19 protein-coding genes are annotated in these 20849 nt (G+C 69.6%); 9 read left to right on the top strand and 10 right to left on the bottom strand.

What is annotated here, in order from left to right; all coding sequences use genetic code 11:
- Positions 1 to 205: 205 nt before the first annotated feature.
- The 7 genes from AC07OQ_RS14385 (at position 206) to AC07OQ_RS14355 (ending at position 6380) form a co-directional block, all read left to right on the top strand.
- A complete protein-coding gene (locus tag AC07OQ_RS14385; RefSeq protein WP_495053814.1) occupies positions 206 to 1423 on the top strand; it encodes an NAD(P)H-dependent flavin oxidoreductase in 1218 nt (405 codons plus the stop codon).
- 54 nt (positions 1424 to 1477) lie between these two features.
- Positions 1478 to 2182, top strand: a complete 705-nt coding sequence (locus AC07OQ_RS14380; protein ID WP_495053813.1) for a DUF4198 domain-containing protein — start codon at positions 1478 to 1480, stop codon at positions 2180 to 2182.
- A gap of 66 nt (positions 2183 to 2248) precedes the next feature.
- The gene (locus tag AC07OQ_RS14375; RefSeq protein WP_495053812.1) at positions 2249 to 2665 is read left to right on the top strand and encodes a DUF3224 domain-containing protein; all 417 of its coding nucleotides are present in this window, start codon (positions 2249 to 2251) and stop codon (positions 2663 to 2665) included.
- Between the two features lie 17 nt (positions 2666 to 2682).
- The gene (locus AC07OQ_RS14370) at positions 2683 to 3315 is read left to right on the top strand and encodes a glutathione S-transferase family protein (RefSeq protein ID WP_495053811.1); all 633 of its coding nucleotides are present in this window, start codon (positions 2683 to 2685) and stop codon (positions 3313 to 3315) included.
- A gap of 90 nt (positions 3316 to 3405) precedes the next feature.
- Positions 3406 to 4521 carry an ABC transporter substrate-binding protein gene (locus AC07OQ_RS14365; protein ID WP_495053882.1) on the top strand — a complete coding sequence of 372 codons (1116 nt, stop codon included), beginning with the start codon at positions 3406 to 3408 and terminating at the stop codon, positions 4519 to 4521.
- A 172-nt stretch (positions 4522 to 4693) separates the two neighbouring features.
- The gene (locus AC07OQ_RS14360; RefSeq protein ID WP_495053810.1) at positions 4694 to 5587 is read left to right on the top strand and encodes a DMT family transporter; all 894 of its coding nucleotides are present in this window, start codon (positions 4694 to 4696) and stop codon (positions 5585 to 5587) included.
- A 4-nt stretch (positions 5588 to 5591) separates the two neighbouring features.
- A complete protein-coding gene (locus AC07OQ_RS14355; protein ID WP_495053809.1) occupies positions 5592 to 6380 on the top strand; it encodes an SDR family oxidoreductase in 789 nt (262 codons plus the stop codon).
- A gap of 6 nt (positions 6381 to 6386) precedes the next feature.
- Here the strand turns inward: AC07OQ_RS14355 and AC07OQ_RS14350 are convergent, their stop codons facing one another.
- Both AC07OQ_RS14350 and AC07OQ_RS14345 read right to left on the bottom strand, forming a co-directional pair.
- Entirely contained in the window at positions 6387 to 7424 is a 1038-nt protein-coding gene (locus tag AC07OQ_RS14350; protein ID WP_495053808.1) for a CsgG/HfaB family protein, read from the bottom strand.
- A 76-nt stretch (positions 7425 to 7500) separates the two neighbouring features.
- On the bottom strand, positions 7501 to 8472 hold the full coding sequence (locus AC07OQ_RS14345) for a DMT family transporter (protein WP_495053807.1): 972 nt from the start codon (positions 8470 to 8472) through the stop codon (positions 7501 to 7503).
- On the opposite strand from AC07OQ_RS14345, the gene AC07OQ_RS14340 reads away from it, so the two are divergent.
- Complete coding sequence (locus tag AC07OQ_RS14340; protein ID WP_495053806.1) at positions 8471 to 9463, top strand: quinone oxidoreductase family protein; 993 nt, start codon at positions 8471 to 8473, stop codon at positions 9461 to 9463. The genes AC07OQ_RS14345 and AC07OQ_RS14340 overlap by 2 nt on opposite strands.
- Here the strand turns inward: AC07OQ_RS14340 and AC07OQ_RS14335 are convergent.
- The 3 genes from AC07OQ_RS14335 to lspA are packed head-to-tail and all read right to left on the bottom strand — an operon-like array spanning position 9443 to position 12365.
- Entirely contained in the window at positions 9443 to 10993 is a 1551-nt protein-coding gene (locus AC07OQ_RS14335) for a sensor histidine kinase (RefSeq protein WP_495053805.1), read from the bottom strand. The two genes, AC07OQ_RS14340 and AC07OQ_RS14335, sit on opposite strands and share 21 nt — an antisense overlap.
- Before the next feature lie 57 nt (positions 10994 to 11050).
- Entirely contained in the window at positions 11051 to 11818 is a 768-nt protein-coding gene (locus tag AC07OQ_RS14330) for a DUF2189 domain-containing protein (RefSeq protein ID WP_495053804.1), read from the bottom strand.
- A gap of 40 nt (positions 11819 to 11858) precedes the next feature.
- Positions 11859 to 12365 (bottom strand): signal peptidase II, encoded by a 507-nt coding sequence (lspA, locus tag AC07OQ_RS14325; protein ID WP_495053803.1) that lies wholly within the window; start codon positions 12363 to 12365, stop codon positions 11859 to 11861.
- A 145-nt stretch (positions 12366 to 12510) separates the two neighbouring features.
- On the opposite strand from lspA, the gene AC07OQ_RS14320 reads away from it, so the two are divergent.
- Positions 12511 to 13020: a DUF1269 domain-containing protein gene (locus AC07OQ_RS14320; protein WP_495053802.1), complete on the top strand. Its 510-nt coding sequence runs from the start codon at positions 12511 to 12513 to the stop codon at positions 13018 to 13020.
- Between the two features lie 114 nt (positions 13021 to 13134).
- On the opposite strand, the gene ileS is transcribed toward AC07OQ_RS14320, so the two are convergent.
- From ileS to AC07OQ_RS14295, 5 genes are all read right to left on the bottom strand, one after another.
- Positions 13135 to 15984, bottom strand: a complete 2850-nt coding sequence (ileS, locus tag AC07OQ_RS14315; protein WP_495053801.1) for an isoleucine--tRNA ligase — start codon at positions 15982 to 15984, stop codon at positions 13135 to 13137.
- 73 nt (positions 15985 to 16057) lie between these two features.
- The gene (locus AC07OQ_RS14310) at positions 16058 to 17092 is read right to left on the bottom strand and encodes a bifunctional riboflavin kinase/FAD synthetase (RefSeq protein ID WP_495053800.1); all 1035 of its coding nucleotides are present in this window, start codon (positions 17090 to 17092) and stop codon (positions 16058 to 16060) included.
- Between the two features lie 22 nt (positions 17093 to 17114).
- Positions 17115 to 18941, bottom strand: coding sequence for an ATP-binding protein (locus AC07OQ_RS14305; protein ID WP_495053799.1), 1827 nt, complete (start codon positions 18939 to 18941; stop codon positions 17115 to 17117).
- Positions 18942 to 19093: 152 nt separating this feature from the next.
- On the bottom strand, positions 19094 to 19825 hold the full coding sequence (locus tag AC07OQ_RS14300) for a pseudouridine synthase (RefSeq protein WP_495053798.1): 732 nt from the start codon (positions 19823 to 19825) through the stop codon (positions 19094 to 19096).
- A 7-nt stretch (positions 19826 to 19832) separates the two neighbouring features.
- Positions 19833 to 20810, bottom strand: a complete 978-nt coding sequence (locus AC07OQ_RS14295) for a P1 family peptidase (RefSeq protein ID WP_495053797.1) — start codon at positions 20808 to 20810, stop codon at positions 19833 to 19835.
- Positions 20811 to 20849: the final 39 nt, after the last annotated feature.

Below are 20849 nucleotides of genomic sequence, written 5' to 3'. Positions count from 1 at the left end.
CGCAGTCCCTCCATCTGTTGTTCGTCTCCGGCGTCGCGCTGCTGGTGGCGTGGTGGCCGGATCGTCATGGCTCACCGGCTGTATCGGCCGCCAGCCCGTCCGCTTGATGCGGCCTAATTCGCCGGACCGTGATTATTGTCAACTTTGCACGGGAGTCGCGGCCTTAGGGTGTGTGGCTTGTTCGTATGGCCTGACCCCTCCCATCATGTCCGACTCTATCTTGATCGATCCCCAGCTGCAGCCCTGGCTGACCCGCAGCGGGCTGGCCCCCTTGCGCCTGCGCGGCGATCGCACGCTGCTGCCCATCGTGCAGGGCGGCATGGGGGTGGGCGTCAGCGCCCAGGGCCTGGCCGGCGCGGTGGCGGCGGCCGGCGCGATGGGCACGCTCAGCTCGGTGGACCTGCGCCGCCTGCACCCGGACCTGATGGCGCGCTGCGAAGGCCGGCATGCGGGCGAGGCGGCCAAGCGCGTGATCGAGCAGGCCAACCAGGAGGCGCTGGCTCGAGAAATAGCCGGAGCCCGGGCGCGCAGCCAGGGCCGCGGCCTGCTGGCCCTGAACGTGATGCGGGCATTGAGCGACTACGCCGCTTCGGTGAAGACGGCGCTGGCCGCCGGCATCGACGCCCTGGTGGTGGGCGCCGGCCTGCCGCTGGACCTGCCCGAACTGGCCCAGGATCATCCCGACACCTTGCTGATCCCGATCCTGAGCGACGCTCGCGGCGTGCAGCTGATCGTCAAGAAATGGGAGCGCAAGAAGCGCCTGCCGGACGCCATCGTGATCGAGCATCCGCGCCTGGCCGGCGGGCATCTGGGCGCGGCCAAGGTGGCCGATCTTCGGGACCCGCGCTTCGACTTCGAGCGCGCCATTCCCGAGAGCCTGGAGTTCTTCGAGAAGGCCGGCCTCGCCGGCCGCATCCCGCTGATCGCGGCCGGCGGCATCCGCAGCCATGCCGAGATCCGCCATCTGCAGGGCCTGGGTGCGGCGGCGGTGCAACTGGGCACACCCTTCGCGGTGACGGCCGAGGGCGATGCACACCCCATGTTCAAGCGCGTGCTGGCCGAGGCGCAGGAGGGCGAGCTGGTGGAGTTCACCAGCGTGGCCGGCCTGCCGGCGCGCGCGCTGGCCACGCCCTGGCTGAAGGCGTATTTGAAGGCCGAACCGCGGCTGCAGGCGGTGGCCCAGGTGAAGGCGCGCTGCACCAAGGCCTTCGACTGCCTGGCGCAATGCGGGCTGCGCGACGGCCTCAAGGGCTGGGGCCAGTTCTGCATCGACAACCAGCTGGCCGCGGCGCTGCGCGGCGACGTGGCCAAGGGCCTGTTCTTCCGCGGCGCCGGCGCCTTGCCCTTCGGGCGCGAGATCCGCTCGGTGCGCGAACTGCTGCAGCGCCTGCTGGACGGACCGGCCGCGCCGGCGCTGGCCTAAGCGGCGCCGCGGCTACAGTCCTTCCCCAAGATCCGCTCGGAAGGAACCGTCGTTATGCTGAAGACCCGGCCGCTGCTTTGCGCCCTCTCGTTGCTGCTGCCGGCCACCCAGGCCCAGGCCCACCAGCTCTGGATCGAACAGGACGCCGCCGGCGCCCGCCTTTACCTGGGCGAGTTCGCCGACAAGCTGCGCGAGAGCTCGCCGGGCATGCCGGACAAGCTGAGCCGGCCCACGGCCACGCTGATCACCGCCCGGGGCGAGCAGGCGGCCCCGCTGGTCAAACGCGCCAACGCCTTCGGCATCGACGCGCGCGCCATCGCGGGCGAATCCATCCTGGCCCAGGAATCCGGCTACCCGGGCTGGGAGCACAAGCAGGGCGACAAGGTCGAGCGTCATGTCTGGATCCCGGCGGCGCGCTGGATCAGCGACTTCGTGGCGCGGCCGCCCAAGCTGGCGCTGGACCTGGTGCCCACCGGCAAGGCGGGCGAGTTCCAGGTCTTCTACAAGCAGCAGCCACTGCCCGAGGCCAAGGTGCAGGTGGTGGCCGCCTTCGGCTGGGGCCGCGCGGTGCAGGCCGACAAGAGCGGCGTCTTCAGCGTGGGGCTGCCCTGGAAGGGCGTCTATGCGCTGGAGGTCAGGCACACCGACAAAAGCGGTGGCCAGCGCGACGGCCAGGCCTGGGATGTCGGGATGTTCGTCACCACCCTGAGCTTCCGCCAGCCGCAGGGCCTTGAATCGCCGGCCCTGCCGCCCAAGTAAGCCGGCCGCTTCCGCTCTCCATTCTTCCCGCTGCCGAGCCCGCGGGCGCGCTGCTAAGCTGCGCGCATGACGAACAGCGCAAGCCCCACACGGCAGGCCCGTGGCCGGTTCACGGTCAAGATGACGCCCTGCGACGAAACCCAGACCGGCCCCGGCGCCAGCCTCGGCCGGCTGGCGCTGGACAAGCTGTTCAGCGGCGATCTGCAGGGCGAGGGCCATGGCCAGATGCTGACCGCGATGAGCGGCACCGAGGGCTCGGCCGGCTATGTGGCGATCGAACGCTTCAGCGGCAGCCTGCACGGCCGGCGCGGCGGCTTCGTGTTCCAGCACAGCGGGCTGATGGAGCGCGGCGCCCAGCAGCTGACGATCAGCGTGGTGCCCGATTCGGGCCATGGCGAGCTGAGCGGCATTACCGGCCGCTTCAGCATCGCGATCGTCGAGGGCCAGCATTGCTACGAGTTCGACTACAGCCTGCCGGGCTGAACCGGAAGAGGCACCGCATGTACACCTTGTTCGGCAGCCAGGGCTCGGGCTCGGCCATCGTCGAGCTGGCGCTGGAGCGCGCCGGCCTGCCCTTCCGTACCGTGCGGGCCTCGTCCTGGGAGGCCGATTCGGCCCGGGACGAGTTGCGCCGCCACAATCCGCTGCTGCAGATCCCGACCTTGCTGCTGCCGGACGGCTCGGTGCTGACCGAAAGCGCCGCCATTCTGATACATCTGGGCCTGGCACATCCCGACGCCAGGCTGCTGCCCGCGGATCCGGCGGCGCGCGCCCAGGTGCTGCGCGGCCTGGTCTTCATCGCGGCCAACTGCTACAGCGCGATCGGCATCATCGACTTCCCGCAGCGCTTTTGCGCCGACATCGACGCGTCGGCAGCCGCGCGCATCGACCGCGGCACGCGCGCCCAGCTGCATCGCCAATGGGAGATCTTTGCCGACCAGTTTGCCGGCCACCCCTTCCTGAACGGCGCATGGCCCGGCGCGCTGGATTTCATGGCGGTGATCGTGTCCAGATGGTCGGGCAGCCGGGCCCATCTGGCGAGCCAGCGGCCGGCGTTCCATGAACTGCTGCAGGGCATCGAGGCCCGGCCCGAGGTGGCCCCGGTGCTGGCCCGGCATTGGCCGGCGGCCTGAACAGGCATTTGCTCACACCTTTGCCGTCCGCGGTCCCGCCGCGGGCCGTGAGCTTTGCCACAATCCGCGCCCGGAGGTAAGCGAGACATGATGCGATTGCGTTCCATGATGACGGTGGCTGCCCTGATGGCCAGCAGCCTGGGCGGCAGCGCCTGGGCCCAGATCAAGATCGGCCAGACGGCGGGCTTCACCGGCCCCGTCGCCGCCGGTGTCAAGGAGGTGACCGACGGCGCCAAGCTGTTCTTCGATGCCGTGAACGCCCAGGGTGGCGTGCAGGGCCAGAAGATCGAGCTGATCTCGCTGGACGACAAGTTCGATCCCAAGCTCAGCGCGCCGAATGCCAAGCAGCTGATCGACCAGGGCGTGCTGGCCCTGTTCCTGACCCGCGGCACGCCGCAGAGCCAGACCATCCTGCCGCTGCTGGCCGAGCACAAGCTGGCGCTGGTGGGGCCGTCCACCGGCGCGATGCTGCTGCACAAGCCGGTGAACCCCTATGTGTTCAATGTGCGCGCGACCTACCAGCGCGAGGCCGAGCGCGCCGTCCAGCATCTGGCCGGCATGGGCGTCAAGCGCATCGGCCTGGTGCAGGTGGACGACACCTTTGGCGAGGACGGCACGACCGGTGCGCTGAAGGGCCTGCAGGGCGCCGGCCTGACGCCTGCCGCCCACCTGAAATATCCGCGCGCCAAGCCCGAGCTGACGCCGCTGATGAAGCAGATGGCCCAGGCCGACGTGCAGGCCGTGGTCTTCATCGGCGCGGCCGAGGCGGTGGCCGAGGGCGTCGAGGCGCTGCGCGCTGCCGGCTCGAACGCGCAGCTGGTGACCCTGTCGAACAATGCCTCCTCGGGCTTCATCAAGCTGCTGAAGGGCCAGGCGCGCGGCGTGGTGGTCAGCCAGGTGTTCCCGTCGGAACGCTCGATCAACACGCCGCTGGTGCGCGAGGCGCAGGGCCTGGCCAAGGCGCGCGGGGTCGAGCTGACGCCGCAGAACCTGGAGGGCTTCGCGGCCGCCAAGGTGCTGGTCGAGGGCCTGAGGAAGGCGGCCAAGGACAAGGACCTGAGCCGCACCGGCCTGTTGCGGGCGCTCGACTCGCTCGGCAAGTTCGACATCGGCGGGCTTGAGGTGAGTTTCAGCCCCAACGACCATTCCGGCCTGGACTATGCCGACGTCTCCATCGTGGGGCCGGACGGCAAGTTCTGGCGCTGAACTGAACCACCCCCTACGCGCTGCGCGCGCCCCCTCAAGGGGGCACGTCCGGCAGCCCGGCAAAGCCGGATCTGCGGACGCCGCTTGATCGGAGGCATCGCTTCGAGCGACGGAATCCGCATTGCGCCCTTGCGAAGGCTCGGGGCATCGGGGCTTTTCTAGAATGCCGGCGATGTCTTCCGATACCAAGCCGCTGTGGCCAGGCTTGGCGCTTGCTTCGCTGGGCGCCGTCGCTTTCTCGGGCAAGGCCATCATCGTCAAGCTGGCCTATCGGCATGGCGTCGATGCGGTCACCCTGATCATGCTGCGCATGCTGTTCGCGCTGCCGCTGTTCCTGCTGCTGTCCTGGTGGGCCGGGCGGGGCAGGCCGGCGCTGACCCGGCGCGACTGGATCGTCGTGCTGGGCCTGGGCTTCTCGGGCTACTACCTGGCGAGCTTCCTGGACTTCGCCGGCCTGGCCTATGTCTCGGCCAGTTTCGAGCGCCTGATCCTCTACCTCAATCCGACCCTGGTGCTGTTCCTGGGCTGGATCCTGTTCAAGCGGCGGGTCGGCGGCAGGCAGCTGCTGGCGCTGGGCGTCAGCTATGCCGGTGTGCTGCTGGTGTTCGGCCAGGAACTGCAGCTGCAGGGCGGCGATGTGGTACTGGGCGCGGCCCTGGTGTTCGGCAGCGCGGTCAGCTATGCGCTCTACCTGGTCTACAGCGGCGAGGAGGTCAAGCGCCTGGGCGCGATGCGCCTGACCGGCCTGGCCACCACGGTGGCCTGCCTGCTGTGCATCGCGCAGTTCCTCGTGCTGCGACCGGTCTCGGGCCTGGCCGATCTGGCCCCGCAGGTTTGGTGGCTGTCGGTGCTGAATGCGACGGCCTGCACCTTCGCACCGGTGCTGATGGTGATGATGGCAATCGAGCGCGTCGGCGCCACGATCGCGGCCCAGACCGGCATGATCGGCCCGATGTCCACGATACTGATGGGCGTGTGGATTCTCGGCGAGCCCTTCACCCCCTGGGTGGCGGCCGGCACGGGGCTGGTGCTGGGCGGGGTGTGGCTGCTGACCAAATGGAGATAGAGCAATGGACTTTGGACTGAAGGGCCGCTGGGCCCTGGTATGCGCGGCCAGCAAGGGCCTGGGCCGCGGCTGCGCCGAGGCGCTGGCGGGCGAGGGCGCGAACGTGGTGATCACGGCGCGCGGCGCCGAGGCGCTGGAGGCCACGGCCGCCGCGCTGCGGGCGGCCTATCCGGGCGTCGAGGTGCGCACGGTGGCCGGCGACATCGCCACCATCGAGGGCCGCACCGCGGCGCTGGCGGCCTGCCCGCAGGTGGACATCCTGGTCAACAACGCCGGCGGCCCGCCGCCCGGCGATTTCCGCGACTGGGGCCGCGAGCAGTGGCTGGCGGCGCTGGACGCGAACATGCTGACCCCGATCGAGCTGATCAGGACCACGGTGGACGGCATGGCGGCGCGCGGTTTCGGCCGCGTCGTGAACATCACGTCCGGCGCGGTGAAGGCGCCGATCGACGTGCTGGGCCTGTCGAACGGCGCGCGCTCGGGGCTGACCGGCTTTGTCGCCGGCCTGTCGCGCCAGGCCCGCCTCGCCGGCCGCAACGTGACGATCAACAACCTGCTGCCCGGCGCCTTCGACACCGAGCGCCTGCAGAAGACCATGGCCGCCGGCGCGGCCAAGAGCGGGCTGTCGGCCGAGGAAGTGGCGGACAAGCGCCGCGTCACGATCCCGGCGCAGCGCTTCGGCACGGCGGCCGAGTTCGGCGCGGTCTGCGCGATGTTGTGCAGCCAGCAGATGGGCTATCTGACCGGGCAGAACATCCTGCTGGACGGCGGGGCCTACCCGGGCACCTTCTGAGCCGGGCTACTGCTTGCGCACCAGCACCTTCTTGATCCAGCCCTCGCCCTTGCCGGCCTGGACCTTCAGGAAGCCGTCGCGTTCCTCGCCGAGGAACAGCACCTCGTCGCTGCGGGCCAGGGTCTGCAGTTCGGCCGCGCCGTCGCGCGGCTGGCGCAGCACCTTGGCGCCGCCGATCTTGGGCACCATCACATCGCCCTCGGCCGCGGCATTGGCCTGCACGCTGCCGACCGCATTGCGCTGCGCCGCCTCGCCGGCGCGGGCCTGGATCAGCGAGGGGCTCGAGCGGATCGCGCGCACGATGTTGTTCCAGTTGTCGATGAAGGAGGCGGCGATCACCTTGCCTTCATTGGTGTTGGAATAGCCGCCCAGGCCGGCACCGCCGCCGCCGCCGAACAGCGCGCCGCCCAGCGAGAAATCGGCCTTCTCGGCGCTGCCCTCGGCGGCCGCGACCTGGATGCCCGAGCGCGAGTCCGCCAGCAGCAGGCTGGTCTGCGCCTGCTTGAACTTGAGCCCGCCGGCGATGCCGCCGATCAGCCGCCCGGCGCTGCCGCCAAACACGCCCAGCAGGCCGCCGCCGACGCCGCCGGCGTTGTTCTCGCTGAACACCACATTGGGCGTGACCAGGAAGTCGGCCGTCACCATCTGGCCCTTGCCCATGTTCTGGTCGGCCTGCAGCTGGCCGGACTGGGCCAGCGCGCGCTCCTGCATCATGTTCTGCATGGCCATGCCGCGCTCGACCACCTGGAAGCAGTTGGACTGCTGGATCAGCATGCGGATCACGCTGGTGGGCGAACCGAGCTGGTAGCGCTGCAGGGCGACCGCCAGCGAGGACTGCGGCTCGACCACCGCGACCGTGCCCTTGGGGGCCTCGCATTTCTCCAGCTCGGCCGAGGCGTTCTGCGCGCCGTCGGGGCCGGCACTGCCGGTGGCCTTGGAGCCGCCCTTGCCCAACTCCTGGCCAAGGCCCGGCAGCGGGGCTGCCAGGGCGGCGCCGGCCAGGCCGCAGGCCATGAAACGCCAGGCCTTGTATCGCATTGCCATGACTGCCTCCTTCTGCTCGAAGCAGGGAGGATGCTGGCACGAATTTACATTCGATTACAAGCCCTAGCCGGTGACATCAGCGCCGCGCGGATACCGCGATGCCGGCGGCGATCAGCACGAAGGCCAGGCCGTGATACCAGGCCGGCCATTCGCCCAGCAGGGCGGCCGACATCAGCGCGGCGAACACCGGCGTCAGGTTGACAAAGAAGGCCGCCAGGGTCGGCCCGGCCTCGGCCACCCCCTGGCCCCAGCAGCGGTAGGCGATCAGCGAGGGGCCGATCGCGACATAGACCAGGGCCAGCGCAAGACCCGGCCCCCAGACCAGGGGCTGCTCGGTCCAGGCCTGTTCCAGCCCGGCGCTGCCGCCGGCGAACAGCAGGCCGAAGACCAGCTGGCTCATCATGGTCTCGGCCCAGTTCCAGGCCGGCTTGCGCTCGTCCAGCATATGGGCCGGCGGCTTGGCGAGCAGCCAGCTGTAGACGGCCCAGGAAAAGATGGCCAGCAGCATCAGCAGATCACCCGGCAGGAAATGCAGCGCGGCCAGTTGCCCGAGCTGCCCGCGCGTGATCACGAAGGCCACCCCCAGCAGCGACAGCAGGGCGCCCCAGAGCTGCTGGCGCGAGGGCCGCACGCCGTACATCAGGGCGCCGACGCCCAGCATCCAGACCGGCATGCTGGCCGTGATCAGCGTGACGTTGAGCGCGCTGGAACTGCGCAGCGCCTGGTACTGCAGGGCGTTGTAGCAGCCCATGCCGAGCACGCCGATCAGGCTCAGGTAGCGCCAGCGCGCCAACAGCGCGGCCGGATGGCGCAGGAAACGCCAGGCCAGCGGCAGCAGCAGCACGAACACCAGGGCCCAGCGCATCGCGTTGAGCAGCAGCGGCGGCACGCTGCCGGACACCATGCGCCCGACGACGGCATTGCCGGCCCACATCAGGGGCGGCAGGGTCAGCAGCAGGGCCAGGCGGGGCGTCAGCATCGCGAGCAGGAAAAAGCAAAGGCTGGCACGATAGCGGAATTCATCCATCCACTTGAGGAGCGAGTTCATGAGTCGTGGCGAAAAAGCCGTGCAGATCGAGGTTCCGGGCGGCCCCGAGGCGCTGCAGATCGTCGATGTCGAGGTGGGCGAGCCCGGCCCGGGCGAGATCCGCATCCGCCACAAGGCCATCGGCCTGAACTACATCGACGTCTATCACCGCAACGGCTCCTACCCACTGCCCCTGCCCGCGCGCCTGGGCATGGAAGGGGCAGGCATCGTCGAGGCGGTGGGCGAGGGCGTCGCGCACCTGCAGGCGGGTGACCGCGCCGCCTACGCCAGCCAGCCGCCCGGCGCCTATGCGACGGCGCGCGTGATGCCGGCGCGTTGCGTTGTGCGATTGCCGGAAGCCATCTCCTTCGAGACCGGCGCGGCGATGATGCTCAAGGGCCTGACGGCCCAGTACCTGCTGCGCCGCACCCTGCCGCAGGGCGGGCTGGCCGCCGGCGACTTCGTGCTCTTCCATGCGGCGGCCGGCGGCGTCGGTCTGATCGCCTGCCAATGGGCGCGCGCGCTCGGTCTGCAGCTGATCGCCACCGCCGGTTCGGACGAGAAATGCGCGCTGGCGCTGGCCTCGGGGGCCGCGCATGCGATCAACTACCGGCGCGAGGATTTCGCCACCCGGGTGCGCGAGATCACCGCGGGCAAGGGCGTCAAGGTGGTCTACGACTCGGTGGGCCTGGATACCTTCGAGGGCTCGCTGAACAGCCTGGCGCCCTTCGGCCTGATGGTCAGCTTCGGCAATGCCTCGGGCTTCGCGCCGCCGCTGGCGCTGGGCAGCCTGGCGGCCAAGGGCTCGCTGTATGTGACGCGGCCGACCCTGTTCACCCATCTGTCCAGCCGCGCGGCCACGCAGGAGATGGCCGACGACCTGTTCGGCGTGGTCGGCAGCGGCGCGGTGAAGATCCATGTGGAGCAGCGCTACGCGCTGGACCAGGTGGTGCAGGCCCATCAAGACCTGGAAGCCCGCAAGACCGTGGGCTCAGGCGTGCTGCTGGTCTGATTCGCTCAAGGCGGTCGGCAGCCCCGATGAGGCCGGCGCCATGATCGCCGCCCCGCGCGCCAGTTCCAGCTCGAAGCTGAAGCAGGACCCGGCGCCGGGCTGGCTTTCCACCGCGATGTCGCCGCCCATCAGGTGCACCAGGCGCTGCACGATGGTCAGGCCCAGGCCGGTGCCGCCATAGCGGCGCGTGATGCTGCCGTCGGCCTGGGTGAAGGGGTCGAAGATCTGCGCGATCTGTTCGCGCGTCATGCCGATGCCGGTGTCATGCACCGAGAAGCGCAGCCGTGCCGCCGCTTCCGGCCCGGTTTCCATGGCCGCCGGTTCCAGGCGCTGCACCTCCAGCCGCACCTCGCCCCGATCGGTGAATTTCAGCGCATTGCCGACCAGGTTCACCAGCACCTGGCGCAGCCGCAGCGCGTCGCCGAGCACATGCAGGGGCACGCCCGGCTGCACGCGCGCATGCAGCGCGATGCCCTTCTCGTGCGCATGCAGCAGCAGCGGCTGCAGGGCCTCGCGCAGGCAGTCGTGCAGCGAGAAGGGGTGCTGCTCGATGTGCACGCGGCCGGCCTCGATCTTGGCCACGTCCAGCAGGTCGTTGATGATGACCATCAGGCCCTTGGCCGAGTTGTGGGCCAGCTCGATGAACTTGCGCTGGCGATCGGACAGCTCGGTCTGCAGCACCAGCTCGGTTAGGCCCAGCACGCCGTTCATCGGCGTGCGGATCTCGTGGCTCATGTTTGCCAGGAAGCTGCTCTTGGCCTGGCTGGCGGTCTCGGCGGCCTCGCGCGCCGCCTCCAGCGCCGCCTGCGAGGCTTTCAGGTCGGCGATGTCGCGGGCATTGAACTGCATCACCAGCTCACCGGTGACCGGGTCGCGCATCGGCCGGGCATCGACGCCGTGCCAGCGCCGGCCACCGGTGGTCTCCAGTTCCAGGTCGGCGGCGAAGCTGTGGCCGCGCTGCACCTGGCCGAAGATGCGCCGCGCCAGGTCGGCGTCGGGAAACATGGTCAGGAAGGCCTTGTTGCCGCGCTCCTCCGCCAGACCGAAGGCGGTGGCCGCGGCCGGGTTGCGCATCAGCACCGAGCCGTCCTTCAGGCTGAACATGGCGATGCGCACCGAGGTGTGCTGCAGCGCCTCGACGCCGCGCAGCATGCTCTTGTCCACGCCGGTGGGCAGGGCGTCGGCGGCGAACAGCATGACCTGGCGCCGCTCCGGCGTGCGGATGCCGCGCGACACCAGCAGCACCGTGGTGGCCTGGCCCTTGGGGTAGAGCGTCCACTGTTCGCGCACGATCTTGCCCTGGCCATGGTCGGCCGCGGTGACGGCCAGGCGTTCGCGCACCATTGCGCTGGTGTCGGAAAAATCGCTGGAGAGGAACTCCTCGGCGCTCTCCACCCGCCAGAAGGACAGGGCCGCCGCATTGGCCCAGAGGTTGCGCTGACGCTCCTGGTCGAACACCCACATGGGTACGTCGAGCCAGTCGTAATGCGTCAAGCTGGAGAAGTCGAGCATGGGCGGCAGCGTTTTCAAGCGGCGCATTGTCGCGTGAGCCGGCGGCCCGCAGATGACGAATCGGCGCCGTATTGTTCAGTCCATCACGGCCGAGCGGTATGCATGCCAGCTGGCATGGCCCAGCACGGGGCCGACGACCAGCAGGCCGGCAAAGCCGGGCAGCAGGGCCAGCAGCACCAGGATCGTGATCAGCGCGCCCCACAGCAGCATCACGCCGGTCTGGGTGAGCACCAGGCGCAGGCTGGTCAGGCCGGCGGTGACGGCGTCGGTGGGGCGGTCCAGCAGCATTGGCATCGCGACCACGCTGATCGCGTAGATCAGGCCGGCGAACAGGCCGCCGACGCCCAGGTAGGCCGCCATGAAGCCCAGGTTCTCGGGATCCAGCAGCCTGCCCAGCGAGCCGGCGAAATCGGGCATGCCGTCGAAGCTGACCGCGAACACCACCAGGGCCGCGCGGCCCCAAAGCATTTCTAGGATCAGCAGCACGCCGCCGAACAGGGCCAGCTGCGACAGGCGCGCCTCCCAGGCCAGCAGGGAGTCGCCGAAATCGGGGCGCTCGCCGCGCTCCAGGCGCTGGCTCACCCGGTACAGGCCCAGGCACAGGAAGGGGCCCATCAAGAGGAAGCCGGCCGACAGCGCCAGCGTGTAGGCCGGCGCGTGCCTGAAGACTCCCAGCAGCGCCCAGCCCATGCCCGTGAAGCACAGACCGTAGAACAGGCCGATGCCGGGCGCACGACGGAAATCCCGCCAGCCGGCGGCCAGCCAGCGCAGCGGGTCGAACCAGTCCAGCCTGCGCAGCCGGATGTCGAAGGCCGTGCCGGTCTGCGGTTCGGTGGGGGACATGGCGCCAGCCTAGATCAAGCCGGCCCTGCGCCCAAGGGGGTTAGCCCTTTCGCACGCGCCGCAACTCGTCCCAGATCAGCAGGATGGCGCCGACCGTGATCGCACTGTCGGCGATGTTGAAGGAGGGGAAATACCAGCCGCCCCAGTGCAACTGGATGAAATCGACCACATAGCCGTGCAGCAGCCGGTCGACCACATTGCCGATGGCACCGCCCAGTATCAGCGACAAGGCCGTGGCGAACAGGGTCTGGTGGCCGTGGCGGCGCAGCATCCAGGTGATGAAGACGGTGGCCACCACGCCCAGGGCGACAAAGAACCAGCGCTGCCAGCCCGAGGCGCCGGCCAGGAAGCTGAAGGCCGCGCCGGTGTTGTGCACCCGCACGACATTGAAGAAACCGGTCACGAAGCGGCTGTCGCCGAGCTGGAAATGGCCCAGGATCAGGGTCTTGCTGAACTGGTCCAGCACGATGATCAGCAGGGCGATGCCCAGCCATTGCAGCAGGCGGGGCGAAGACGGCGAAGACGGCGAAGACGATAACTTTGACATGAAATAGGAGCACTGTGCACAAATCTGGGCGCTACTGTAGCCGCTCGCTTGATGGGCACCGGATTAAGGAGTAGAAGAAAACTCTGTCGTGCCATGCGACGCAAGGTGCTGTCGCGGACACCGACCTGGATAGAGGAGAACTCCCATGCGCAAACGCATCTACTGGTTGCTGCCCGATCTGGACTGCGCGACCAAGACCATGAACGATCTGTTGCTGGCGCGCATCGGCGAGCAGCACATCCATTTCGCGGCGCGCGATGGCGCCGACATGAAGGGCCTGCATGCGGCCAATTTTCTGCAGACCTCGGATGTGATCGAGGCCGCGCAGCGCGGCATGCTGATGGGCGCGGGCGTGGGCGCGGCGATGGGCGTGGTCGCGGCCTATGTGCTGGCGGGTCTGGCGGCACCGGCGGCCATCGTGCTCGCGCTGGCGGTGCTGGGCTCGGTGCTGGGCACCTGGTGGTCCAGCATGATCGGCAGCTCGACGCCGAGCCGGCGCCTGCAGCGCTTTGCGAACGCGATCGCGGCCGGCCAGTACCTGTTGATGGTCGATGTGCCGCGCACGCGCGTCACCGAGATCGAAGCCCTGCTGCAACAAACCCATCCGGAGGCGCATTTCGAGGGCGTGGAGCCCAATGTGCCGGCGTTTCCCTGACCTACGGCCTTCGGCCGCCCCCTCAAGGGGGCACGTCCGGAGGACCGGCGGAGCCGGATCCTCGGACGTCGCTGGGTCGAAAAACAAGGGGCGCCGCGGCGCCCCTTGCTTCGTTCAGGCCACGGTGCGGGTTTCGCCGCTGCCGTGCAGATTGCTGTCGCAGCGGCCGCAGATCGTCGGGTGCGCGGGGTTGGCGCCGACATCGCTGCGGTAGTGCCAGCAGCGTTCGCATTTCTGCTGCGTGGACGGCGTCACCGTCACCGTCAGTTCCGCCGCCGCGGCCAGGGTCGCGGCCGAGGTGATCAGCACGAACTTCAGGTCCTCGCCCAGGCTTTGCAGCAGGGCCAGGTCTTCGGCGTTGACGCCGAGCAGCACCTCGGCCTGCAGCGATGAACCGACGCCACCGGCGGCGCGCACCTCCTCGATGGCCTTGTTGACCGCATCGCGGATCTCGTGGATGCGGTTCCACTTGGGCGTCAACTCGCTGGCCGGGGCGTCGAAGCGCCAGTAGGTCTCGGTGAAGATGCTGCTGCCCGCCGGGCCGCCGTCGAACAGCTTCCAGGCCTCCTCGGCGGTGAAGCTCAGGAAGGGGGCCATCCAGCGCAGCATCGCGTTCGTGATGTGCCACAGCGCGGTCTGGGCCGAGCGGCGCGCCAGGCTCTTCGGCGCCGTCGTGTAGAGGCGGTCCTTCAGCACGTCCAGGTAGAAGGCGCCCAGGTCCTCGGAGCAGTAGACCTGCAGCTTGGCCACCACCGGATGGAACTCGTAGCGCTGGTAATGCGCCAGGATCTCGGCCTGGAACTCGGCCGCGCGGGCCAGCGCATAGCGGTCGGCCTCCAGCAGCTGGTCCAGCGGCACGGCGTCCGTCGCGGCGTCGAAGTCCGAGGTGTTGGCCAGCAGGAAGCGCAGGGTGTTGCGGATGCGGCGGTAGCCGTCCACGACGCGGGCCAGGATCTTGTCGTCGCCGGCGATGTCGCCCGAGTAGTCGGAGGCGGCCACCCACAGGCGGATGATCTCGGCGCCCAGCTTCTTGCTGGTGTCCTGCGGGTCGACGCCATTGCCCTTGGACTTGCTCATCTTGTGGCCCTTGCTGTCCACGGTGAAGCCGTGGGTTAGCAGGCCCTTGTAGGGCGCGCGGCCGTTGATCGCGCAGGAGATCAAGAGCGAGGAATGGAACCAGCCGCGATGCTGGTCATGGCCTTCCAGATACAGGTCGGCCTCGGGGCCGCTCTCATGCGCGGCGCCGGCATGGCTGCCCTTCAGCACATGCTGGAAGGTGGAGCCGGAGTCGAACCAGACATCCAGGATGTCCTGGCCCTTGCTGTACTGCTCGGCGTCCGCACCCAGCCACTCGGCCGGGTCCAGCTTGGACCAGGCCTCGATGCCGCTCACCTCGACCAGCTGGGCGGCGCGCTCGATGAAGTCCAGCGTGCTGGGGTGGGGCAGGCCCGTGTCCTTGTGCAGGAAGATCGGCAGCGGCACGCCCCAGCTGCGCTGGCGCGAGATGCACCAGTCGGGCCGGCCGGCGATCATGTCGCGCAGGCGCACCTTGCCGTTCTCGGGGTAGAAGCTGGTCTGCTCGATCGCCTCCAGCGCGGTCTGTCGCAGGGTCTTCGGAGCCTTGTCGACGGTGAACACGCCGTCGCCTTCATCCATGCGCACGAACCATTGGGCCGCGGCGCGGTAGATCACCGGGCTCTTGTGGCGCCAGCAATGCGGGTAGCTGTGCGTGATCTTGCTGTGCGCCAGCAGGCGGCCGGCCTTCTGCAGGGCCTCGGCGATGACGGGGTTGGCCTTCCAGATGTGCAGGCCGCCGAACAGCGGCAGGCCGGCCTCGTAAGCGCCATTGCCCTGCACCGGATTGAGGATGTCCTTGAACGGCAGGCCATGCGAGATGCAGGACTGGAAATCGTCCAGGCCATAAGCGGGCGCCGAGTGCACGATGCCGGTGCCGTCGTCGGCGGTGGCGTAGTCGGCCAGATAGACCGGGCTCTCGCGGTCATAGCCGGCGTCCACATGGGCCAGCGGATGCTTGAACTTCAGCAGTTCCAGCTTCCTGCCCTCGGTCGTGGCCAGCACCTTGCCTTCCAGGCCCCAGCGCGCCAGGCATTTCTCCACCAGGGCCTCGGCCACCAGGAAGATGCCGCGCTCCGTGTCCACCAGCGCGTAGATCAGCTCGGGGTTCAGGTTCAGCGCCTGGTTTGCGGGAATAGTCCAGGGGGTGGTGGTCCAGATGACGGTGAAGGCTTCCTTGGCCAGCGCAGCCAGGCCGAAGGCGGCGGCCAGCTTCTCGGGCTCGGCGCAGAGGAACGCCACGTCGACGGCCGGCGACTGCTTGTCGGCATACTCGATCTCGAATTCGGCCAGCGAGGAGCCGCAGTCGAAGCACCAGTAGACCGGCTTCAGGCCGCGGTAGACGAAGCCGCGTTCGAACAGGCGCTTCAGGACGCGCAGTTCGCCGGCCTCGTTCTTGAAGTCCATCGTGCGATAGGGACGGTCCCAGTCGCCCAGCACGCCCAGGCGCTTGAAATCGGCGCGCTGCTGGTCGATCTGCTCGGTCGCATAGGCGCGGCTCTTGGCCTGCACCTCGTCGCGCGGCAGGCCGCGGCCGAAGGTCTTCTCGATCTGGTTCTCGATCGGCAGGCCGTGGCAGTCCCAGCCGGGGATGTAGGCGGCGTCATAGCCTTCCAGCTGGCGCGCCTTGACGATCATGTCCTTCAGGATCTTGTTGACCGCATGGCCCATGTGGATCTGGCCGTTGGCATAGGGCGGGCCGTCGTGCAGCACGAACTTCGGCGCGCCGCAGCGCGCATCGCGCAGCTTCTTGTAGACGCCCTGGTCCTCCCATTCCTTGACCCAGCCCGGCTCGCGCTTGGGCAGATCGCCGCGCATCGGGAAGGGCGTGTCGGGCAGGTTCAGGGTGGAGCGGTAGTCCGTCTTGGAGGTGTCAGCGGCGTCGTTCATGGCGGGCGGCAGCAAGGGGTGGGCAGACTTGGGGCGTCTGCGAAGCGTGGCGGGGAAAGGAGCGCTCAGCGCTTCAAATTCGGTCGCGCGTGGTCTGGCGACTGACCTTCACATACGAGGCCGCCTGGCTGGCCAGGTAGGCGCGCGCCTCGGCCACGTCCCGGCGAATGGCCGCGGTCAGGGCCGGCAGGCCCTCGAAGCGGGCCTCGTCTCGCAGTTTGTGCAGCAGTTCCACGCGCACGAGTTTACCGTAGGCCCCGTCGGCACCCAGTTCGGCCGGCCATTCGAGGCAATGCGTTTCCAGCAGCACGCGGCCGGCATGCTCCACCGTGGGCCGCACGCCCAGCGAGGCCACGCCGGGCAGCGGCTCGGCCGCCAGCCCATGGACCTGGACCACGAAGATGCCCTGGGCCGCCACCTTGTCATGCGCGAAGCGCAGGTTCAAGGTGCGAAAGCCGTCGCCCAGGCCCGGGGCCGATTCGCTCAGGCGCCGGCCGAGCTTGCGGCCATGCACCACATGGCCGGAGATCGAATAGGGGCGGCCCAGCAGCATGGCCGCGGATTCCATGTCGCCGCGGTCCAGGGCCTCGCGCACCGCCGAGCTGCTGACGCGCTGGCCGTGCACCTCGTAGCTCATCATGCGCGCCACATCGAAGCCCAGCTGCCCGCCGGCCGCGTCCAGGGTGGCGTAGTCGCCCTGGCGCTTGGCGCCGAAGCGGAAGTCGTCGCCGACCAGCACATAGCGCGCGCCCAGGCCGCGGTGCAGCACCTGCTGGATGAAGTCCTGGGCGGCCAGCGAGGCAAGCGCCGCGTCGAAGCGCAGCACGACGACCTGGTCGATGCCGCAGCGCTGCAGTTCGCTGAGCTTATCGCGCAGGGTGGCGATGCGCGCCGGCGCCAGCTCGGGCTTGTTCAGCCGGGCGGCGAAGAAGTCGCGCGGATGCGGCTCGAAGCTCAGCACGCAGGACGGCAGGCCGCGGTGCTGGGCCTCGGAGCGCAGCAGCGCCAGCATGGCCTGATGGCCGCGGTGCACGCCGTCGAAGTTGCCGATCGTCAGCGCGCAAGCGGGCGCGATGCCGGGATGATGGAAGCCGCGGAATACCTGCATGCGGGGCATTATCCCCGCCCGTTCAGACCGGCGTTGCGACGCGCAGATGCCGCTGCACCATGGCCAGCAGATCGGCCATCTCGAAGGGCTTGACCAGGTAGTCGTCCATGCCGGCCGCGATGCAGCGCTGGCGGTCGCTGTTCACCGCGCTGGCGGTCAGCGCGACGATGGGCAGCGGCACCAGCCCCTGGCGGCGCTCATGCGCGCGCCAGCTCTGGGTGGCCTCGAAGCCGTCCAGCTCCGGCATCTGGCAGTCCATCAGCACCAGGTCGTAGGGACCGGCCTTGAGCCGCTCCAGCGCCTGCAGCCCGTCCTCGGCCTGCTCCACCGCCAGGCCGCAACGCTCCAGCATGCTGGCGGCCACCAGCAGGTTGACCGGGCTGTCGTCGACCAGCAGCACGCGGCCCTCCAGCTGCGGCAGCGGCATGGCCGCGGCGGCCGGGGCGGGCGCCTCGGCACAGACCTGCAGCGGCAGCGTGAATTCGAACACCGAGCCCTCGCCGGGCGTCGAGCCGCAGCGCAGGTCGCCGCCCATCGCGCGAGCCAGTTCGCGCGAGATCGTCAGGCCCAGGCCGGTGCCCTCGGGGCGCGGCGACTGCAGGCGGTAGCTGCGCTCGGCCTGCTCGAAGGGTGCGAAGACGCGCTCCATCTGGTCGGCCGCGATGCCCTCGCCGGTGTCGCGCACCGCGAAGCGCAAGAGGGTGCCGGCGCGCATGTCCAGCACCGTGCCGACCTCCACCGTGACGCTGCCGGCCTGGGTGAACTTGATCGCATTGCCCACCAGGTTGTGCAGCACCTGCTTGATGCGCGCGGTATCGCCCAGCACGCATTCGGGCAGGCTGGGGCTGCATTGCAGCCGGAAATCCAGCCCCTTCGCGCGCGCGCCGGCGGCCAGCAGCTGGCAGACATCGTCCACCGCCTCGCGCAGCAACAGCGGGCCGGGCTCGATCACCAGCTTGCCGGATTCGATGCGGGCCAGGTCGAGGATGTCGTTGATCAGGGTCAGCAGATGGCGGCCGGAGCGCCGCACGATGTCGACCTGCTCGCGCTGCTGGGGGTCCAGCGCGGAGCGCTCCAGCAACTGGGTGATGCCCAGGATGCCGTTCAGCGGCGTGCGGATCTCGTGGCTCATCATCGCGACGAAGCGGCTCTTGCTGCGGCTGTCGCGCTCGGCCGACTGCAGGGCCGCCTGGCGCTGCTCGGCGATCCAGGCGTTCTCGTGGCGCAGGCGCAGCAGTTCGGTGTTGCGCGCCTGCAGCCGGCGCGACGCGAACACCGACAGGCCCAGGAACACGAGCAGGCCCAAGGCCACGAAGCGGCCGGTGGGCGTGCCCTGGCTCAGGTGGTAGACGGTCAGCGGCGCGAACACGAGGGCGGAGAACAGCAGATGGGCGCGCCACATGCTGCCCAGCACAAACAGGCTGACGGCGCCCAGACCCACCAGGCTGGCCAGGATGATGCCGTCCAGCTCGGGCAGGGCGGGGCTCGGGTACAGCCAGCCGACCATGCCGGCCGCGCCCCAGCTCAGGGCGTCCAGCGCCAGCAGGACCATGAAGCGGCGGCGCCAGGAGGCGTCCCGGCCGGCGTCGGGGCGGGCGCGCTGGAACTGCAGCAGATCCAGGCAGCGTAAGGCGCTGACCAGGGTGCGCAGGGCCAGCCAGCCCAGCAGCACGCCGTGCGGCAGATGGGGCCAGAGCCAGACGACCGGCGCACAACAGAACAGCAGACCCACGATGGTGGGAGCCACGCTCATGTCGTGCATGGCGGCTAGGCGGTCGGATCGCATCTGCTGGGCGATCCATTCCGCATGCGCCGCATGACCTCCATCCTCGATGGGTGTGGCGCTCATTTTCTTGTCAATCTATCAAACCAACGACAGGCTCGTCTCTCTATCGGACGAAGCTCTGCGCGCTTTCTACCGGCGCAAGGTGACAAGAGGCCTAGTGGGAACCCTGGAGCGTGGCGTGGGCGCCGCAAAGCCGGGGGCAAACCCGGGGAGTTTCAGGTGCTGATCAGCGCGGGGCTGCTGACCCAGGTCCATTCCCCGGGCTTGAGCTCGGGCGGCAGCGCCAGGGCGCCGAAGCGCGGTCGGTGCAGGGCCTCGACGCGGTTGCCCACCGCGGCCACCATGCGCTTGACCTGGTGGTACTTGCCCTCGATCAGGGTCAGCCGCAGGCCCAACTCGTCATAGGCCTCGGCACCCTCGGCCCTGGTGAACTCGGGCTGCTGCTGCGGCCTGGCCGGCTTGGTGGCGGATTCGGGCTCGCGCAGCTCGACACCGGCCAGCAGCCGCGCGACCTGCTCGGCCGTGACCGGGTGCTTGCAGCGCGCCTCGTAGACCTTGGGCACATGGTGCTTGGGGCTGGTGAGCTTGTGGATCAGGCTGCCGTCATCGGTCAGCAGCAGCAGGCCGGTGGTGTCCTCGTCCAGGCGGCCCACCGGCTGCACATTGCGCTCGCGCAGCGGCGCGGGCAGCAGGCTCATCACGCTGGGGTGGTGCTTGGGCTTCTGCGAGCATTCATAGCCGGCCGGCTTGTGCAGCAGGATCAGGGCCTTCTCGTAATAGGGCCAGGACTTGCCGCTGACCTCGAACTCGAGGCCCTGGGGCTCGAAGTCGGCGTCGGGGTCGTCGACCAACTCGCCATGCACGCGCACCTCGCCGTGCTGGATCAGGCCGGCGCAGAGCCGACGGGTGCCGAAGCCTTGGGAAAACAGGATCTGGGACAAACGCATGCCGGGATTATCCGGGCAGCTCGCCGAGCGCCGGCAGACCGGGCAGTCCGGTGGCGGCGCGCAGCGCACGCAGCACCGCGCGGCTCGTGACCTCGGCCGCCAGCGGCCCGAGCAGGCGCAGGTCGCCGGCGGCGGCCCCGCCGGTGGCGAGGGCGAACATCACGTCGCCGTCGCTGACCGTGTGGACCGGGTTGATGCAGCGCGCCAGCCCGTCGTGCGACATCTGGGCCAGCTTGGTGGCGCCGGCCTTGGTGAGGCGCGCATTGGTGGCGACGATGCCCAGCGTGGTGGCGGTGCCGGTCAGTGGCACGCTGGGCAGCTCGCCGCGCAGCATCGCGGCCATCATGCCCAGCGGGCGGCCGTCGTCGCCGCGCGCGCCGGCCAGCAGCCGGCCGTCGGCGGGGTCGACGATGTCGCCGATGGCGTTGACGACCACCAGCGCGCCGACCGTGATGCCGCCCACGGTCGCCGAGGCGGTGCCGATGCCGCCCTTCATCGCATGGGCGATGCCGCGCAGCTTGCCGACCGTGGCGCCGGCACCGGCGCCGGCATTACCCTCGGCCGGCGCCGCCGTGCTGGCGGCCTGGCAGGCGGCATAGCCGGCGGCGGCGTCGGGCGTGATCGATGGATCGCCGAGCCAGAGGTCGAAGATCACCGCGGCCGGCACGATGGGCACGCGCGCCGGCCCGACCGGCAGGCCGTGGCCACGCTCGGCCAGCCAGCGCATCACGCCGGCCGCCGCATCCAGGCCGAAGGCGCTGCCACCGGCAAGCAGGATCGCGTGCACCTGCTCGACCGTGTTCTCGGGCGCCAGCAGATCGGTCTCGCGCGTGCCGGGGGCGGCGCCGCGCACGTCGACGCCGGCCACCGCGCCCTGCTCGCACAGCAGCACGGTGCAGCCGGTCGGGCGCTGCGCCGAGGTCCAGTGCCCGACTTTCAGGCCGGGGATGTCGCAGATGGAACTGGTGTCTGGGCTGGCCTGCATGGCACGTGATTGTGCCGTGCGGGCCGTGGTCACGCGAAC

This window comes from Roseateles sp. GW821-FHT09B06, from assembly GCF_059418245.1.
The sequence above is the reverse complement of the archived record's forward strand: the minus strand, read 5'-3'. Positions and strand labels throughout refer to the sequence as shown.

Coding starts and splice junctions, on each gene's coding strand:
- AC07OQ_RS14340 (WP_495053806.1), top strand. CDS start 8,471: ATGAGTCGTGGCGAAAAAGCCGTGCAGATCGAGGTTCCGGGCGGCCCC.
- AC07OQ_RS14360 (WP_495053810.1), top strand. CDS start 4,694: ATGTCTTCCGATACCAAGCCGCTGTGGCCAGGCTTGGCGCTTGCTTCG.
- AC07OQ_RS14305 (WP_495053799.1), bottom strand. CDS start 18,941: ATGAGCGCCACACCCATCGAGGATGGAGGTCATGCGGCGCATGCGGAA.
- AC07OQ_RS14375 (WP_495053812.1), top strand. CDS start 2,249: ATGACGAACAGCGCAAGCCCCACACGGCAGGCCCGTGGCCGGTTCACG.
- AC07OQ_RS14370 (WP_495053811.1), top strand. CDS start 2,683: ATGTACACCTTGTTCGGCAGCCAGGGCTCGGGCTCGGCCATCGTCGAG.
- AC07OQ_RS14295 (WP_495053797.1), bottom strand. CDS start 20,810: ATGCAGGCCAGCCCAGACACCAGTTCCATCTGCGACATCCCCGGCCTG.
- AC07OQ_RS14345 (WP_495053807.1), bottom strand. CDS start 8,472: ATGAACTCGCTCCTCAAGTGGATGGATGAATTCCGCTATCGTGCCAGC.
- AC07OQ_RS14300 (WP_495053798.1), bottom strand. CDS start 19,825: ATGCGTTTGTCCCAGATCCTGTTTTCCCAAGGCTTCGGCACCCGTCGG.
- AC07OQ_RS14330 (WP_495053804.1), bottom strand. CDS start 11,818: ATGTCCCCCACCGAACCGCAGACCGGCACGGCCTTCGACATCCGGCTG.
- AC07OQ_RS14380 (WP_495053813.1), top strand. CDS start 1,478: ATGCTGAAGACCCGGCCGCTGCTTTGCGCCCTCTCGTTGCTGCTGCCG.
- lspA (WP_495053803.1), bottom strand. CDS start 12,365: ATGTCAAAGTTATCGTCTTCGCCGTCTTCGCCGTCTTCGCCCCGCCTG.
- AC07OQ_RS14355 (WP_495053809.1), top strand. CDS start 5,592: ATGGACTTTGGACTGAAGGGCCGCTGGGCCCTGGTATGCGCGGCCAGC.
- AC07OQ_RS14350 (WP_495053808.1), bottom strand. CDS start 7,424: ATGGCAATGCGATACAAGGCCTGGCGTTTCATGGCCTGCGGCCTGGCC.
- AC07OQ_RS14320 (WP_495053802.1), top strand. CDS start 12,511: ATGCGCAAACGCATCTACTGGTTGCTGCCCGATCTGGACTGCGCGACC.
- AC07OQ_RS14310 (WP_495053800.1), bottom strand. CDS start 17,092: ATGCAGGTATTCCGCGGCTTCCATCATCCCGGCATCGCGCCCGCTTGC.
- AC07OQ_RS14385 (WP_495053814.1), top strand. CDS start 206: ATGTCCGACTCTATCTTGATCGATCCCCAGCTGCAGCCCTGGCTGACC.
- ileS (WP_495053801.1), bottom strand. CDS start 15,984: ATGAACGACGCCGCTGACACCTCCAAGACGGACTACCGCTCCACCCTG.
- AC07OQ_RS14365 (WP_495053882.1), top strand. CDS start 3,406: ATGCGATTGCGTTCCATGATGACGGTGGCTGCCCTGATGGCCAGCAGC.